General features: G+C 51.4%; 11 protein-coding genes, 1 riboswitch and 1 other annotated feature. All 11 genes read left to right on the top strand.

What is annotated here, in order from left to right:
- Positions 1–28 precede the first annotated feature (28 nt).
- Positions 29–3,586 carry a chromosome segregation protein SMC gene (gene smc, locus DWY93_RS03860; protein WP_117471842.1) on the top strand — a complete coding sequence of 1,186 codons (3,558 nt, stop codon included), beginning with the start codon at positions 29–31 and terminating at the stop codon, positions 3,584–3,586.
- Positions 3,587–3,597: 11 nt separating this feature from the next.
- Positions 3,598–4,533 (top strand): signal recognition particle-docking protein FtsY, encoded by a 936-nt coding sequence (gene ftsY, locus DWY93_RS03865; protein WP_021905056.1) that lies wholly within the window; start codon positions 3,598–3,600, stop codon positions 4,531–4,533.
- Positions 4,534–4,639: 106 nt separating this feature from the next.
- Positions 4,640–5,866, top strand: coding sequence for a threonine ammonia-lyase (ilvA, locus tag DWY93_RS03870; protein WP_117470315.1), 1,227 nt, complete (start codon positions 4,640–4,642; stop codon positions 5,864–5,866).
- An 88-nt stretch (positions 5,867–5,954) separates the two neighbouring features.
- A complete protein-coding gene (locus DWY93_RS03875; RefSeq protein WP_117470276.1) occupies positions 5,955–7,205 on the top strand; it encodes a chloride channel protein in 1,251 nt (416 codons plus the stop codon).
- A 166-nt stretch (positions 7,206–7,371) separates the two neighbouring features.
- Positions 7,372–7,569, top strand: a riboswitch (cobalamin riboswitch).
- 54 nt (positions 7,570–7,623) lie between these two features.
- Positions 7,624–8,649, top strand: coding sequence for a sirohydrochlorin cobaltochelatase (locus tag DWY93_RS03880; protein ID WP_117470275.1), 1,026 nt, complete (start codon positions 7,624–7,626; stop codon positions 8,647–8,649).
- A gap of 136 nt (positions 8,650–8,785) precedes the next feature.
- A complete protein-coding gene (locus DWY93_RS03885; RefSeq protein ID WP_117470274.1) occupies positions 8,786–9,727 on the top strand; it encodes a hypothetical protein in 942 nt (313 codons plus the stop codon).
- 6 nt (positions 9,728–9,733) lie between these two features.
- Positions 9,734–11,032, top strand: a complete 1,299-nt coding sequence (locus DWY93_RS03890; RefSeq protein WP_117470273.1) for an ABC transporter substrate-binding protein — start codon at positions 9,734–9,736, stop codon at positions 11,030–11,032.
- Between the two features lie 252 nt (positions 11,033–11,284).
- Complete coding sequence (locus DWY93_RS03895) at positions 11,285–12,295, top strand: iron ABC transporter permease (RefSeq protein ID WP_117470272.1); 1,011 nt, start codon at positions 11,285–11,287, stop codon at positions 12,293–12,295.
- A gap of 25 nt (positions 12,296–12,320) precedes the next feature.
- Positions 12,321–13,460 carry an ABC transporter ATP-binding protein gene (locus DWY93_RS03900; protein WP_117470271.1) on the top strand — a complete coding sequence of 380 codons (1,140 nt, stop codon included), beginning with the start codon at positions 12,321–12,323 and terminating at the stop codon, positions 13,458–13,460.
- 3 nt (positions 13,461–13,463) lie between these two features.
- Positions 13,464–13,663 (top strand) — a binding site (T-box leader).
- Between the two features lie 282 nt (positions 13,664–13,945).
- Positions 13,946–15,886, top strand: coding sequence for a threonine--tRNA ligase (thrS, locus tag DWY93_RS03905; RefSeq protein ID WP_181968486.1), 1,941 nt, complete (start codon positions 13,946–13,948; stop codon positions 15,884–15,886).
- Positions 15,887–16,045: 159 nt separating this feature from the next.
- Positions 16,046–17,470: an HlyD family efflux transporter periplasmic adaptor subunit gene (locus DWY93_RS03910; RefSeq protein WP_117470269.1), complete on the top strand. Its 1,425-nt coding sequence runs from the start codon at positions 16,046–16,048 to the stop codon at positions 17,468–17,470.
- The last annotated feature ends 12 nt before the right edge of the window (positions 17,471–17,482 follow it).

Raw genomic sequence — 17,482 nt, forward strand, 5'->3', positions numbered from 1 at the left:
TAGTTTTAAGAAATAGGAAAATTAACGCATGTATTTAAAGAGTATCGAAGTCCAGGGGTTCAAATCCTTTGCCAATAAGATCGTATTTGAATTCCACAACGGAATTACCGGCATCGTTGGTCCGAATGGAAGCGGAAAGAGCAATGTTGCCGATGCAGTCCGCTGGGTGCTCGGTGAGCAGAAAGTAAAACAGCTCAGAAGTTCCTCCATGCAGGATGTGATCTTCTCCGGTACGGAGATGAGAAAGCCCCAGGGATTTGCCTATGTAGCTATCACCCTGGATAATTCCGACCACCAGCTTGCCATCGATTACGACGAGGTCACGGTCTCCAGACGGATCTACCGCTCCGGTGAAAGTGAATATCTCTTAAACGGCAGTGCCTGCCGCTTAAAGGATATCAATGAGCTTTTCTATGATACCGGTATTGGTAAAGAGGGCTATTCCATCATCGGACAGGGCCAGATCGATAAGATCTTAAGCGGACGCCCTGAGGACCGTCGCGAGCTGTTCGATGAGGCAGCCGGAATCGTAAAGTTTAAGAGAAGAAAGGCCATCGCCCAGAAGAAACTGGAGGATGAGAAACAGAATCTCGTCCGTGTATCGGATATCTTAAGTGAACTGGAAAAACAGGTAGGTCCTCTCGCAAAGCAGGCGGAGACGGCGAAGGAGTATTTAAGGCTCCGGGAAGAGTTAAAGCGTTACGATGTAAACCTCTTCCTTACCGACTTGAAGGCCATCGAAGATCAGAAACTGGAGCTCACAAGAAAAGAGCACACGGTAACCGGCGATATGGAGGAATCCAAAACCGCTGCAGAGGCTTTAAAAGAGGAGTATGACCGGATCTCCGAGACAGTCCGGCTGCTGGATGAAAAGATCTCCGAAAAGCAGAACGCCGCGAACGAAGCGAAGATGTCCGCGGGAAACTTAGAAGGTCAGATCAATGTCTTAAGGGAGCAGATCCATGCCGAGGAGTTAAACGCGGAGCACATTAAAAACAGGACTGCTGCCATCGACGAGGAATTATCCGCGAAAAATAAAGAGCAGGAAGCTATCAAAGAGGAGCGGGAGGCTCTCGGAAATAAGATCCAGGAAGTCCTGGAACATCTCTCCGATGCGGAAGGTGCCTTAAAGATTTCCAGCACCCACGCCGACAGCCTTGAACAGTCCATCGAGCATTTAAAGGGTGCGCTGATCGCGGCCTTGAATGAAAAATCAGAGTTATCCGTAAAGAAACAGCGCTATGATACGATGCTGGAGCAGGTACAGGTCCGCAGATCCGAAGTCGCCCAAAAGCTCTTAAAGGTCAAGAGCGACGAGGAAAACTGGGATAACCAGATTGCGGAGCAGAACGAGCGCCTGACAGCCATCGACGCCGAGATTGAAAAACTTCTTTCCCAGGCAGAATCCCTGGAAGAGGAAGCAAAGGCGGCAAACGAAGAGATCCGCCGCTTAAACAGAAACCTAAGCCACACGGAACAGGATTACCACACGGCTCACACAAAGCTGGAATCCTTAAGGAACCTGGCGGAGCGCTATGACGGCTACGGAAACAGCATCAAGCGTGTCATGGAGGTCCGTGACCGGGTAAAAGGCATCCACGGCGTTGTGGCGGACCTCATTGATGTTCCGAAGGAATATGAGATCGCTATCGAGACTGCTCTCGGCGGATCGATCCAGAACATCGTCACGGACTCCGAACAGACCGCGAAGGTACTGATCGAACACCTGAAAAAGAACCGGTTCGGACGTGCCACATTTCTTCCATTATCTGCAATCTCGGCGGGAAATGGATTTAATACACCGGGTGCCCTAAAAGAACCTGGTGCCATCGGAATCGCCGCGGATCTCGTCCATGTGCGGCCGGAATACCAGACCCTGGCGAGATACCTTCTCGGCCGCGTCCTCGTGGTGGATCACATTGACAACGCCATCGCCATTGCGAGAAAATACCGCCACTCCATCCGTATCGTAACGCCGGAAGGAGATCTCTTAAATCCAGGCGGATCCATGAGCGGCGGTGCCTTTAAAAACTCCAGCAACCTTCTCGGAAGAAAGAGGGAGATGGAGGAATTAGAAGAAGCCTGTAAGAAAGCCCTGACCACCGTCGATAAGATCCAGGCGGAGACCATATTCCAGGAAGGGATCTTTCAGGAAAAGAGCGGCGAACTGGAAAATGTAAAGAGTGACCTTCAGAAGAAATATCTGGAAGAAAATACGGCAAAGATCGCGTTGAAACAGCTGGAGGGAAAGAAAGAGGAACTCTACGAGTCCTCCGCGGATATGAACTTGGAGAACCGTCAGCTGGAAGAGCAGATCCACGAGCTGCGGGACAGTCTCACTGCCATAGCAGGAGAGATGAAGCGTCTGGAACAGGAAAATACCGACCGGAATGAAAAGATCGAATCGGATTCCGCAGCTTTAGAGCAGGCGAAGGCGGACCGGGATAACGCATCCGCGGCGCTCTCCGAGGTCCAGTTGGAAGCCGCGAACTTAAAACAGCAGGATTCCTTCCTCGACCAGAATATCTATCGTCTCGAGGAGGAGAAGAACCGTCTTCTCACTGAAAAAATGTCCCTGCGGGACGGACACACGGACAGTAAAAACGAGGTGGAGAAGCGCCTCGCACAGATTGAAAAATTAAAGCAGAAGATTGAGAATGCCGGAAAAGACGCGGAAACCTACTACCAGGAGATGACTGCCGCTCAGGATGAAAAAGCGGCAAAGAATGAAGCCCAGAAGGGATTCTTTGAGAAGCGGGAAGCGCTCTCCGCGAGGATCTCTGACCTGGACAAAGAGCTTCTCCGCCTCCAGAACCAGAGTGATAAGCTCGCGGAACGCCAGGATGCGCAGGTGGACTATATGTGGAATGAATATGGCCTGACCTATTCGACAGCTGAGCTTTTGCGGGATGAGACTTTAAATAATGCGGCGGATATGAAACGCCAGATCGCCGAGCGGAAAAACGCGATCCGCGGTCTTGGAAATGTCAACGTCAATGCCATCGAGGATTACAAGGAGATCTCAGAGCGGTACGAGTTCATGAAGACCCAGCACGATGACCTTATTACGGCACAGGATGCCCTCTATAAGATTATCGAGGAGCTGGATATCGGGATGCGGAAGCAGTTCACAGAGAAATTCGCCATGATCCGGGCAGAGTTTGACAAGGTATTCCGGGAACTCTTCGGAGGCGGACACGGAAGTCTGGAGCTCATCGAGGATGAAGATATCCTGGAGTCAGGAATCCAGATCATTTCCCAGCCGCCGGGAAAGAAGCTCCAGAACATGATGCAGATGTCCGGCGGAGAAAAGGCACTGACGGCCATCGCTCTGCTTTTCGCGATCCAGAACTTAAAACCGTCCCCGTTCTGTCTCTTAGATGAGATTGAGGCGGCCCTGGACGATTCCAATGTGGACCGCTACGCAAAATATCTGCATAAACTGACAAAACATACCCAGTTCATCGTCATCACACACCGGAGAGGCACCATGGTCGCCGCTGACCGTCTCTACGGAATCACGATGCAGGAGAAAGGCGTATCCACGCTTGTCTCCGTGAACCTGATTGAAAATGATTTAAAATAGGGAGGATTCGTATGGAAGAGAAGAAAAAAGGCTTTTTCTCGCGCCTCGTCGAAGGTCTCACAAAGACCAGAGAAAACATTGTGTCCGGAATGGATTCCATCTTTTCCGGCTTCTCCGCGATCGATGACGATTTCTATGAGGAGCTTGAGGAGACCCTGATCATGGGCGATATGGGGATCCAGACCACCATGGCGGTCATCGAGGACCTCAAGAAGAACGTAAAAGAACAGCATATCAAGGACCCGGAGCAGTGCCGGGAAGCCCTGATCGCCAGCATCCGCAGCAAGATGGACCTCGGTGAGAACGCATATGAATTCGAACACCGAAAATCTGTTGTTCTTGTCATCGGTGTCAACGGTGTCGGAAAGACCACATCCATCGGAAAGCTTGCGGACCAGTTAAAGGCAGAGGGAAAGAAAGTCGTCCTCGCCGCAGCTGATACCTTCCGTGCCGCAGCCATCGACCAGCTTGCCGAGTGGGCGAACCGCGCGGGCGTGGAGCTGATCGCCCAGAAAGAGGGATCCGATCCTGCTGCCGTGATCTACGACGCCATCTCCGCAGCAAAATCCAGAAATGCGGATGTGCTGATCTGCGATACGGCGGGAAGACTTCACAATAAGAAAAACCTCATGGAGGAGCTTAAGAAGATCAACCGCATCATCGATAAAGAATACCCGGAAGCTTACCGTGAGACTCTCGTAGTCCTCGACGGAACCACAGGACAGAACGCCCTGGTACAGGCCCGCCAGTTTATGGAAGCAGCTGATATCACCGGCATCATCCTCACAAAGCTTGACGGAACCGCAAAGGGCGGCATCGCCGTTGCGATCCAGTCCGAGCTCGGCATCCCGGTAAAATATGTGGGAGTCGGAGAGAAGATCGATGACTTACAGAAATTCAATTCCGAGGACTTTGTGAAGGCCCTGTTCGCGAAGCAGCCGGAATAACCCGAAAAATATGCCCTGTCAGATGCCTGCGTCAGACGCGGCTGTCCACGGCATTATACAGTAAATGACAGCGTAAGCTGTAACAATAAGGAGAATACAAATGGAAATGCAGGAACTCAGCCTCGAAAAATTTGAAGAAGCTTCCGAGATCGTAAAGAAAGTGACACAGGAGACAAAGCTGATCTACAGCGAATATTTCTCTGAGCGTTACGGAAACAAGATCTATTTTAAACCGGAGAACATGCAGCGTACCGGTGCTTACAAGGTACGCGGCGCTTACTATAAGATCAGCCAGCTCACACCGGAAGAGCGCTCCCGCGGTCTGATCACAGCATCTGCCGGAAACCATGCACAGGGCGTCGCTTACGCCGCAAAGCTTGCAGGCGTTAAGGCGACAGTCGTTATGCCGGTATCCACACCGCTCATCAAGGTAAACCGCACGAAATCCTACGGTGCTGAAGTTGTCCTTTACGGAAATGTCTTCGATGAGGCATGCGCCCACGCTTATGAGCTCGCTGATGAGCACGGATATACCTTTGTTCACCCGTTCAATGACTTAGAGGTGGCTACCGGTCAGGGCAGCATCGCCATGGAGATCATCAAGGAGCTCCCGACCGTAGACTATATCCTCGTTCCGGTTGGCGGCGGCGGACTCTGCACAGGCGTTTCCACCCTGGCAAAGCTCTTAAACCCGAAGATCAAGGTCATCGCCGTTGAACCGGCAGGAGCTGCCTGCTTAAAGGCATCCTTAGAGGCAGGAGAGGTGACAACGGTATCAAAGATCAATACCATCGCCGACGGTACCGCGGTACAGACACCTGGTGACAAGCTGTTCCCGTACCTTCAGGCAAACGTGGATCATGTGATCACCGTGGACGACTCTGAACTGACACTATCCTTCCTCGATATGGCCGAGAATCACAAGATGATCGTCGAGAACTCCGGACTTTTAACTGTAGCGGCCTTAAAGCATCTTGACTTTAAGGGTAAGAAAGTCGTATCCGTATTGAGCGGTGGAAACATGGACGTTCTCACCATGGCTACCGTTGTCCAGAATGGACTGATGCAGAGAGACCGTATCTTCACCGTAAGCGTTATGCTTCCGGATAAGCCGGGTCAGCTGGCAGCTGTTTCCTCACTGATTGCAAAGGAGCAGGGCAACGTGATCAAGCTGGAGCACAACGTATTTGCCAACGTAAACCGTACCGCAGGCGTAGAGCTCACGATCACTCTCGAGTCCTTCGGAACCGAGCATAAGGATCAGATCATCAAGGCTTTAGAGGCAGCAGGCTACTGCCCGGTGATCACTAAGACGAACGGAATCTATATGTAATATTCATTTATTGCCAGATGTCCAGGCAGACCCGGGCAAGATATGCCTGGATATCTGGCAATTTGTTACTTAATAAAGGGGAAAATGTATGTACAGAAGCGAAACTAAGACAGCGCTTCATAAGAATATCCTGTATTTTATCCGTTGGACCGCGATCTCCATCGTGATGGGAACCGTCTGTGGCCTTATCGGAACGGCGTTTGGATACGGGGTCATCTATGCCCAGCGGCTGTTTAAGACCCACAGCTTTATGCTGTACCTGATGCCTGTGGCCGGCGTCCTGATCGTCCTGCTTCACCAGATGTTCCATGAGCTCGGAAACAGGGGAACGAACCTGATCTTAGAGTCCATCTCCTCGGACGAGCGGATCCCGATGGCAACGCTGCCCTGTATCTTTATCTCGACGATCTTAAGCCAGGCTGTAGGTGCTTCCGCCGGAAAAGAGGGAGCGGCCTTACAGATCGGCGGATGCATCGGAAATTATTTCGGCGATGTGTTCCATATGGATGAGAGAGATAAGAAAGTCATGATCATGAGCGGCATGAGCGGCTGCTTTGGTGCGATCTTCGGGACGCCGCTTGCGGCAGCCATGTTCGGAATTGAGGTCATCAGCATTGGTGTCGCCTACTACGCGGCTCTCGTTCCCTGCGTATTTGCTTCCTTTATCGGGGCGCAGATTTCAGGGGCTCTCGGTCTTCACGGCGAATCCTTCCTGATCCTTCATATTCCGGAGTTTTCTCTTGTTCCGGCGCTCTACACCGTTGGTCTTGGTCTTACCTGCGCTCTTTTAAGTGTCTGCTTCTGCATCCTGCTCCATGAGACCCAGCATCTCTATAAGAATAAGATCGGGAATGTCTATGTGCGGATCCTTGTTGCGGCAGGACTTTCCATCGCGCTGGCACTTATCTTCGGACGGGATTACTGCGGAGCCGGATTCAACCTTGTAGAGAAAGCGGTTGACGGGGAATCAGCATATCTTGGATTTTTGTTGAAAATGATCTTCACGGCAGTCGCCCTGGGCGGCGGATTTAAAGGCGGAGAGATTGTTCCAACACTGGCGGTGGGATCTTCCTTCGGATGCACCTTCGGACTGCTCACAGGCTTCGAACCGTCCCTCTGTGCGGCAGCAGGAATGCTCGCTACCTTTGTCGGTGTCACAAACTGCCCGATCGCGACCATGTTCCTGGGATTCGAGCTATTTGGCTTTGAGGCAATGCCGTACTTTGCGGTGGCGGTCGCCATCAGCTTTACGCTGTCGGGATATTATGGTCTCTACAGCGGACAGAAGTTTACATACTCCAAGACGAAGGCGGAGTTTATTAACCGGAAGGCGCACTAAAGGTATCAGACCGTGCTTTAGCACATCAGCAGTCAGGTATTACGGAAATACTCCTTGGGTTTCAAGGTTTTTCCGTGATATCCGATTGCTTTTTTATTGCGGGGATGTTATGATAATCGTTACAGGTCCATATACATGCGGTGCTGTCATGAACCACCGGGCTGTTGTTTTATCCATATGCCCAGGCGTCATGAGAGTTAAAAGGGAAACAGGTCAAAAGCCTGTGCGAGCCCGTCACTGTAGATCCGGAGTACATGAGCATTGTCCGTCACAAACGGACAGTCACTGGCAGTTTCTGCCGGGAAGGCGTCTCATGTGCGATGATGGATGAGCCAGGAAACCTGCCGGATGTCTGCTGGGAGAAAAAAGAACCAGGCTGGGACCTGAAAATTCATTTTTCAAGCGAGGAGAAGAGTAAATGAGAAAAGCAAACCTTTATGCCGTTATGACAGCGGCAGCCGTATCCATGGCAATCCTTTCCGGATGCTCCGGAAGTCAGACAGCAGCAACAACTGCTGCAGAGACTACTACAGTCGCAGAGACAACCGCGGAGGAAACTACAGCAGAAGCGACAGAGGCTGAAGAAGAGGACGAAGAGAATTACGATACAGGAGATGCTTCCATGGATAACACAAGAAATCAGGATGAGATCGGCGAGAATGAGCTTCTCGTAGTAAGCTTTGGTACAAGCTATAATGACAGCCGCAGACTGACGGTCGGCGCCATCGAGAACGCCATCGAGACCGCATTCCCGGACTATTCCGTCAGAAGAGGCTTCACTAGCCAGATCATCATTGACCATGTAAAGAAAAGAGACAATGTTGCGATCGATAACGTGGCAGAGGCTTTAAACCGTGCCATCGACAACGGTGTCAAGAATCTTGTTGTACAGCCGACCCACCTTATGAATGGTCTTGAGTACACAGATCTTGTAAATGAGTTAGCAGAAAACTCCGATGCCTTCGAGCATGTTGCTGTCGGCGAGCCGCTTTTAACTTCCGACGATGATTTCAAGGCTGTGATCTCCGCGATCACAGACGCAACAAAGGAGTATGATGACGGCGAGACAGCGATCTGCTTCATGGGGCACGGCACAGAGGCCGATTCCAACGCTGTTTACCAGAAAATGCAGGATATGTTAAAGGAAGAGGGCTTTGACAACTACTATGTAGGTACTGTTGAGGCAACTCCGTCCTGTGAGGATGTTATTGCACAGGTAAAAGAGGGCTCCTACAAGAAGGTCGTTTTAGAGCCGCTTATGATCGTAGCTGGTGACCATGCGAACAACGATATGGCCGGTGACGATGACGATTCCTGGAAGAGCCAGTTTAAGGCTGCAGGTTATGAGGTTACCTGCCTTGTAAGAGGACTCGGTGAACTCGAGCCGATCCAGCAGCTCTTTGTGCAGCATGCCCAGGCTGCCATTGACAGTCTCGCAAAATAAGATAGCTCACTATGGGCGGTCGATGATTCGACCGCCTTTTTCTGATACAGGAATGTAGTGATGCTGACTTATCTGAAGCAGCCAGAATGCTGATAACAGGCACTGCACTGATAATTTGAAGGGAGAGAAAAATTTTATGCATAAATTGAAACAGTTTACATTTGCGCTCGCGGCGGTCTGCGCCCTGTCCACAGCATGCGGACAGTCCGGCACGGCTGAGACAACATCTGCCTCTGCTGCAGAAACCAAGGCTGAAACTACGGTGGAGACGACTGCTGCCGTTGAATCAAAAGCCGCCGTTGCCTCCGGCAATGAGACCGCTGCGGAACAGACGATTGACACCGTGGGCCTCGTTCCGGTATCCGCAGCGGACCTGAAAGAGGGAACTTACGATATTTCCGTAGAGTCCAGTTCCTCCATGTTTAAGATCATATCCTGTGCCCTGACCGTCAAGGAAGGCGCGATGACCGCGCGAATGACCATGGGCGGAACCGGATATCTCTATGTCTACATGGGAACCGGCGAGGAGGCATCGAAGGTTCCGGAATCAGACCTGATCTCCTTTGAAGAGAATTCTGATGGGACCCACAGCTTTACGGTCCCGGTGGAGACATTAAATGAGGTGCTTCCGTGCACCGCGTTCAGCAAGAAGAAAGAGAAATGGTATGACAGAGAACTCGTCTTTGAGGCATCGGGAATTCCGGCAGATGCGTTTCTCAATACATCCTTAAAGACTGTGGAAGATCTCGGTCTCGCAGATGGAACCTATACTGTAGAAGCCGCTCTGACCGGCGGGTCCGGCCGTGCGTCTGTGGAATCCCCGGCGGTGGTCGAGGTAAAGGACGGAAAGGCAGAAGCGACGATCATCTGGAGCAGCTCCAACTACGACTATATGCGGGTGGACGAGGAGAAGTTTCTTCCGGTCAATACGGAGGGAAATTCCACCTTTGTGATCACGGTGACTGGTTTTGACAGCCCGCTGACTGTTTACGCCGACACGACGGCCATGAGCACTCCGCATGAGATCGAATACACGCTGACCTTTGATTCCAGCACGCTGGAAGAGCAGAAACAATAACACGGTATGGACAAGAACAGAATTCATTTATTCCGCAGAAGGCGGGAGACAGATAAGAGGTACAGGCGGTATGTCAGATGCCTCACCGTGATTCTTTTGAGTGTAGTCATGCTATGTGCTGGGTGCACCGGGAAAGACGCAGAGGGAAGCTCTGCCGGTGGCTCTGGGGAACAGACCGCTGCGGCAGACAGCCGGCAAAACGAAGCGGGCAGCAGCACTGAGGCAGCCCCAAAAACGGAGACAGCTGCTACAGTTTCCCGCAGCTGGAACAATATGTCCCCGGTAAGTTCCATGGATCTTCTCTATGCGGATCAGTTTTCCGTGGATTATTATGAGAATGACATCTCGCTCATCACCATCGGGGATACAGACCAGTTCCTTCTTCTGCCGGAAGGGATGTCCGCGCCGGTCGGACTGCCGGATTCCATCAAAATCCTCCAGAAACCGGTAAAAAATATCTATCTTGTGGCGACATCCGCTATGGATGATTTCATTCACCTGGACGCAATGGATTTGATTGCGCTCTCCGGCACAAAGGACACCGGATGGTATCTGCCGGAAGCAAGAACGGCAATGGAAGAGGGAAAAATTGCCTATGCAGGAAAGTACAGCGCTCCGGACTACGAGAAGATCTTAAGCAGTGACTGCGGTCTCGCCGTGGAGTCCACCATGATCTACCATACTCCCGAGGTAAAAGAACAGTTGGAACGCCTTGGGATCCCGGTTCTCGTGGAGCGGTCCAGCTATGAGGGCCATCCCCTGGGAAGAATGGAGTGGATCCGGCTCTACGGTGTCCTGACGGGAAAAGAGGCTGAGGCGGAACAGATATTTCGCGAAAATATGGACGCTCTGTCCGATGTTCTCGACATGGAACCATCCGGAAAGACGGCCGCTTTTTTCTATGTGACGAATTCCGGCAGCGTCAATGTCAGGAAGAATGGGGACTATATCGCAAAAATGATCGCCCTGGCAGGCGGAACTTACATTCCCGGGAATGCCGGTTCTGATGAGAACGCACTTTCAACGATGAACATGGATTTTGAGTCCTTCTATACCGCCGCGAAGGATGCGGATGTGCTGATCTACAACAGTACCATTGACGGGGAACTCACCGCGATCGATGAGCTTTGCGCAAAGAATCAGCTTTTTGCGGATTTCAAGGCAGTGAGAGAGGGCAATGTCTGGTGTACCGGGAAGAACATGTTCCAGGAGACCATGGGCCTGGGGGATATGATCCGGGATATGAACGCGGTGTTTGCCGACGATACCGAATATAGCTTTACATATCTTCATCAACTGAAGTGACACGCAGGTGACAGCTGATCAACAGCACGGGATCGTCACTGCGTTGAATTCACACCTGCTGATGAGAACACGAAAAAGTTTAAATTATAGTAACTGTTCAGTAGGTCTGCGCACTTGCTGCGCTGACCGTAAGAAAACATAGGCTGGAAGGCAAAAATCCCATCAGCGAAGCTGATCTGGAATGGATTTTTGCACGTAACTATGAAGGTACTGAATAGTTACAAATTATAAATGAAAGGGGGAAGAACGCCTATGTCAACCCAGTCTAAGCGGATCGTCCGGGCCTACCTGCTGTTATTTGTCCTGCTTGCAGCCTTAAGCTTTCTGAGCCTGGCCGTCGGCAGCGTGCGCGTATCGGCAGCAGATATTCTCGCGGCCCTGGGTGGAAAAGAGGGGACTGATATGACCCGTCATATTCTCTTTGATATCCGCCTCCCCAGAATGCTGGCGGCGTTGATCCTCGGCGGGGCGTTATCGGTGTCGGGCTTTCTGCTGCAGACATTTTTCTCGAATCCCATCGCCGGCCCCTTCGTCCTTGGAATCTCTTCCGGCGCGAAGCTCGCCGTTTCGATCTTCATGATCCTGTTTCTCGGACAGGGACTCATCATGAATTCCTGGGTCATGATCGGTGCGGCTTTTCTCGGTGCCATGGCCTCCATGGGCTTCGTGCTGGCGGTCTCAAAAAAGCTTCCTCAGATGTCCATGTTAGTGGTAAGCGGGATCATGATCGGATATATCTGTTCGGCGGCAACGGATTTTATCGTAACCTTCGCCGATGACTCCAATATCGTGAACCTCCACAACTGGTCCATGGGCAGCTTTTCCGGCATCTCCATGGACGGGGTAAAGATCTGTCTCCTTGTGACCGCAGCAGCTTTCTTTTGTTCCATGCTGCTCTCAAAAGCCATGGGCGCCTATCAGCTGGGGGAGGTCTACGCGAGAAACATGGGTGTCAATATCAAACGGTTCCGGATCGAGCTGATCCTGTTATCCAGCATTCTTTCCGCTACAGTGACAGCCTTTGCGGGCCCCGTCTCCTTCGTGGGGATCGCGGTGCCCCATATGATCAAACAGCTGTTTAAGACCGCGAAGCCCATCGTTGTGATCCCGGGATGTTTCCTTGGCGGTGCAGTATTCTGCCTGTTCAGCGATCTGCTGGCGAGAACGTTGTTTTCACCGACAGAACTTTCCATCAGTTCTGTGACGGCGGTGTTCGGAGCGCCGGTGGTGATTGCCATGATGATAAAAAGAGTGAAACGTTGATAGGAATAGTCTGAAAGGAGAGCCCATGCAGAACTACCTGACAGCAGACAATTTAACCGTCGGATACCGCGGAAAACCGATCCTGTCCGACATCTCCATGAACATCCGCCGCGGATCCATCGTCACGCTGATCGGACCGAACGGGGCTGGAAAATCCACGATCTTAAAGAGCATCATCCGGGAACTTTCCCCATTAGGCGGAAGTGTATTTCTTGACGGCACAGCCCTGGAGGATTACTCGGATCCTGATTTTGCGAAAAAGACCGCGGTGGTCATGACGGGTCGGCCGGATCCGGAGCTTATGACGTGTTTTGACGTGGCGGCAGCAGGAAGATATCCGTATACCGGGCGGTTCGGGATCCTGTCCAAAGAAGACAAGAAAAAGGTCATGGATGCCCTCGAAATGGTCCGGTGCGAAAGCCTTGCGGATGTCCTGTTCCAGAACACCAGCGACGGACAGAAACAGCGGATCCTCTTAGCCCGGGCGATCTGCCAGGAACCGGAGCTTCTCGTTCTCGACGAGCCCACATCCTTTCTCGATATCCGGCACAAACTGGAGCTTCTCGATATCTTGAAGAACCTGGTCCATGAGCGCAATGTGGCAGTCCTCATGTCGCTTCACGAGCTGGATCTTGCGGAGAGGATCTCTGACTATGTGCTCTGCGCGGAAAACGGGACCATCGGGAGAACAGGGACGCCCCAGGAGGTGTTTGAGGGAGACTATATCGCAAAGCTCTACGGAATCGAACACGGGAGCTATCTGACGTCCCTTGGATTTCCGGAACTCCCGAGAACAGACGGAGCGCCGGGGGTCTTTGTCATCGGCGGCATGGGGAGCGGGATTCCTGTGTACCATGCCTTAAACCGGGCGGGGATCCCCTTTGCGGCGGGCGTGATCCATGAAAACGATATGGAGTACCAGACAGCGAGAGTGCTGGCAGCAGAAGTGATCCGGGAAGCGGCCTTCGAACCGGTGGGAGAGCAGGCGTTTCTTAGGGCGAAGAAAGTGCTAGAGTCCTGTGAGGCCGTTTTCTGCCCGTTAAACGTCTTCGGAACTATGAATAAAAAAAACCGGGAACTTCTCCGGATCGGAACGGAACTCGGAAAATTACGGCAAATTCATCTTGACAAATCTGATTCCGGTGATATACTAAATGACAAGTGAAAAAACAACACGTTGACAGGAAGAGTACGTTCGGAAACTGCTCAGAGAGGGATACATTTGGTGAGAGTTATCCTGCACGGAACGAGCTGAAGACCACCCTGGAGTGTCCCTTAATCGGGAACGGTGATTCCGTTATCATCAAATGAAGTGGTATAGAAATTCTATACAAGCAGGGTGGAACCACGGGTAATCTCGTCCCTTGATTATGTGAAAACGCATAATCAAGGGACTTTTTTATTTACGCGAACAACGAGCCAAAGTCCGCGCTTGCGCGAGACCTTGGCGACTGCCGCGATAACAAGGGGAAACTCGCGAAGCGTGTTTTCACTTGTTTGCGCGAGTGACAAAACAGAGACTGTGTTCACACAGGAAACTGAAAACGCGGTATTACAAGCCACGGCTCGCGTGAGATTTTCACTGAGAAAAAGCAGCTGTAAAATATCTCGGCTGCACGAAATTTTTCCAAGAGAAAAAGGAGAATGAACATGAAAGTAACATTAAAAGACGGCTCTTTTAAAGAGTATGCACAGCCGATGGCTGTCATCGACATCGCAAAAGACATCAGCGAAGGTCTTGCAAGAATGGCCTGTGTCGCAGAGATCGACGGAGAAGTAAAGGATCTGCGCACTGTCGTTGACAAGGACTGCACTTTAAATATCTTCACAGCAAAGGATCCGGAAGGACTTGCAGCACTCCGCCACACAGCAAGCCATGTAATGGCTCAGGCGATCAAGCGAATCTGGCCGGAGACAAAGCTTGCCATCGGTCCGTCCATCGCTGACGGTTTCTACTACGATATCGACCGTGATGAGCCGGTAACATCCGACGACCTCGCAAAGATCGAGGCTGAGATGAAGAAGATCATCAAGGAAGCTCTCCCGTTAGAGCGTTTTGAGCTTCCGAGAGCAGAGGCGATCGCCCTTATGAAAGAGAAGAACGAGCCGTACAAGGTAGAGCTCATTGAGGATCTTCCGGAAGATTCCATCATCAGCTTCTACAAGCAGGGTGAGTTCACCGACCTCTGTGCAGGTCCGCACCTCATGAATACAAAGGAAGTCGGCAAGGCATTCAAGCTCATGAACATCGCAGGCGCTTACTGGCGCGGAAGCGAGAAGAACAAGATGCTGACCCGTATCTACGCAACAGCCTTTGCGAAAAAAGAGGACTTAGACGCTTACGTTACCATGATGGAAGAGGCGAAGAAGCGTGACCACAGAAAGCTCGGCAAAGAGCTCGGTCTCTTCATGATGAGCGATGCAGGCCCAGGATTCCCGTTCTTCCTTCCAAAGGGAATGATCTTAAAGAACACACTCCTTGACTACTGGCGCGAGATCCACAAAAAAGCAGGTTATGTAGAAATCTCCACACCGATCATCTTAAACAGAAGCCTCTGGGAGACATCCGGTCACTGGGATCACTATAAAAACAACATGTATACAACCGTCATCGACGGCGAAGATTACGCCATCAAACCGATGAACTGCCCGGGCGGCGTTCTTGTTTACGCTTCCGAGCCGCGTTCCTACCGTGACCTTCCGCTCCGTATGGGTGAGCTCGGTATCGTTCACCGCCATGAGAAATCCGGTCAGCTTCACGGACTCATGCGTGTACGCTGCTTCACACAGGATGATGCCCATATCTTCATGACTCCGGAGCAGATCCGTGATGAGATCAAGAACGTAGCAGGTCTGATCAACCAGGTATATTCCCTGTTCGGATTCAAATATCATGTAGAGCTTTCCACAAGACCGGAAGACTCCATGGGAAGCGACGAGGACTGGGAGCTTGCAACAAACTCCTTACAGGGCGCATTAGACGACCTTGGACTTGACTATGTGATCAACGAAGGAGACGGCGCATTCTACGGTCCGAAGATCGACTTCCATCTGGTAGACGCGATCGGCAGAACATGGCAGTGCGGTACGATCCAGCTTGACTTCCAGCTTCCGCAGCGTTTCGAGCTCGAGTACATCGGCGCTGACGGTGAGAAGCACAGACCGATCATGATCCACCGCGTATGCTTTGGCTCCATTGAGCGTTTCATCGGTATCCTGATCGAGCACTTTGCCGGCGCATTCCCGACATGGCTTTCACCGGTTCAGGTTAAGGTCCTCCCGATTTCCGAGAAGTACGAGGAGTACGCAAAATCTGTCAAGGCAGCTCTTGACGCAGCTGACATCCGTGCTGAGATCGACCTTCGTTCTGAGAAGATCGGCTACAAGATCCGTGAGGCACAGGGTCAGAAGATCCCGTACATGTTAGTTGTCGGCCAGAAGGAGCAGGCCGATGGAACTGTATCCGTAAGAAGCCGCTTCAAAGGCGACGAGGGCGCTGAAGATCTCAACGTATTTATCGCAAACATCAAGGCTGAGATCGCTGGCCGTGTAAACCGTCCGGTCGAGGTTAAAAAGGAGGAGGAGAAATAATCCTCTGCTCGTTTAACCAGGTGCTGAAATTTCAGATTTTCGCCGGTCTTCGGAATTTTCCGGGGACCGGCTTTTTTTCTGTTTTTTGTCTGTCTGCTTGCACTTTTTTCCGAATGATGGTATCATATTACGGAATATGACCGTTGGGAGGTTTATCAATTGGCGAAGAAAAAGAACAAGAAAGTCGTTCGTTATCGCCGGCCCCTGAATATCAATGTGGGCATGATCATTTTTGCCCTTATTTTCTTATATATGGCATTTTATCTCTATACCTACCTTCGCAGGGACAAGGTGGAGTTTTATGAAGTTGTGGAGGGAAGTATCGTAAACGATACGAGGCACACCGGAATCATTTTCCGGACAGAGGAGCCGAAATACACGGACCGTGCCGGAAATATCAACTTTTATCTGAGAGAGGGGAAAAGGGCAGCTGTCGGTACGAGAGTCTATTCCATTGATGAGACGGGAACGCTTTCCGCCCTGCTCGCGGAAAAAACGGACGGGTCTGTAGCCCTCTCAAAGGAAAACCTCGCTTCCTTAAAAAAGCAGCTGTCCAGCTTTAGCCAGACATTCACGAACGAAGATTTCCGGGAGGTCTATGATACGAAAAACACCCTGGATGCGGAAGTCCTGGAGTATGTGAGCGTTGATACCTTAAAAAATCTCGACAGCGCAGTCTCTGAACTGGGCGGAAATTTCACCCAGGTGCGGGCGGATCAGTCCGGCATTGTGTCCTACTCGGTGGATTCCATGGAGACACTGACACCGAACCAGGTGACAGCGGATATGTTTGACAAGAGTTCCTACAAGAAATCCAGCGTGCGCTCAGGACAGCTCGTGGAGACCGGGGCACCGGCCTACAAGATCATCACCTCCGAGGACTGGTCCATCGTGTTCCCGATGTCGGAGCAGGAGCTTACCACTTATAATGGAAAGACTTCCCTCGCCGTGAAGTTTAACGGCAGGGATCTTGAGACCTCCGGCGCGTTCTCCACAGTGACAGGCGGAGATGGAAAGACATACGGAAAACTCGATTTTTCTAAATATATGGAACAGTTTGTTTCCGACCGGTATGTGGATTTTGAGATCGTGACCGATGAAGTCCGGGGACTCAAGATCCCGAGAAGCTCCGTCACCGATGTGACTTTCTATGTGATCCCGAAGGATTATTACGTGAGCGCAAAGAAGGATTCTTCCGATTCCTCCTCCGTCTCCCAAAGCGGCTTCCGCAAGGAGACCTACGCGGATGGAAAGACGGTGGGCGTCATCACTCCGTGCACGATCTACTACGCGGATGATGAATACTATTACGTGGATGCCGGGGAGAACAGTGAACTGAAAGCCGGGGATTTCCTTACAAAGGACGATTCCGAAGAGCGTTACCAGATCGGAATGACCCAGACGGTACAGGGCGTCTACAATATCAACCGTGGATACGCGGTATTCAGAAGGATTGAGATCCTTTCTTCGAATGATGAGTATTACACCATCAAAAAGGGCACCGATTATGGTCTGTCCGTCTACGACCACATCGTCCTGGACGCCAACGCCGTGACCGGAAACGGAATGATCATCTATCAGTAGGAGGTTTTTATC

The sequence above is a fragment of the Clostridium sp. AF28-12 genome, assembly GCF_003435225.1.
In the GTDB taxonomy this organism is placed as follows: Bacteria; Bacillota; Clostridia; order Lachnospirales; family Lachnospiraceae; genus Pilosibacter; species Pilosibacter fragilis.

Bases quoted from the DNA above. Each gene is read 5' to 3' on its own strand.
- DWY93_RS03900 (WP_117470271.1), top strand. From the start codon at position 12,321: ATGCAGAACTACCTGACAGCAGACAATTTAACCGTCGGATACCGCGGA.
- DWY93_RS03885 (WP_117470274.1), top strand. From the start codon at position 8,786: ATGCATAAATTGAAACAGTTTACATTTGCGCTCGCGGCGGTCTGCGCC.
- ilvA (WP_117470315.1), top strand. From the start codon at position 4,640: ATGCAGGAACTCAGCCTCGAAAAATTTGAAGAAGCTTCCGAGATCGTA.
- ftsY (WP_021905056.1), top strand. From the start codon at position 3,598: ATGGAAGAGAAGAAAAAAGGCTTTTTCTCGCGCCTCGTCGAAGGTCTC.
- DWY93_RS03890 (WP_117470273.1), top strand. From the start codon at position 9,734: ATGGACAAGAACAGAATTCATTTATTCCGCAGAAGGCGGGAGACAGAT.
- thrS (WP_181968486.1), top strand. From the start codon at position 13,946: ATGAAAGTAACATTAAAAGACGGCTCTTTTAAAGAGTATGCACAGCCG.
- DWY93_RS03880 (WP_117470275.1), top strand. From the start codon at position 7,624: ATGAGAAAAGCAAACCTTTATGCCGTTATGACAGCGGCAGCCGTATCC.
- DWY93_RS03895 (WP_117470272.1), top strand. From the start codon at position 11,285: ATGTCAACCCAGTCTAAGCGGATCGTCCGGGCCTACCTGCTGTTATTT.
- smc (WP_117471842.1), top strand. From the start codon at position 29: ATGTATTTAAAGAGTATCGAAGTCCAGGGGTTCAAATCCTTTGCCAAT.
- DWY93_RS03875 (WP_117470276.1), top strand. From the start codon at position 5,955: ATGTACAGAAGCGAAACTAAGACAGCGCTTCATAAGAATATCCTGTAT.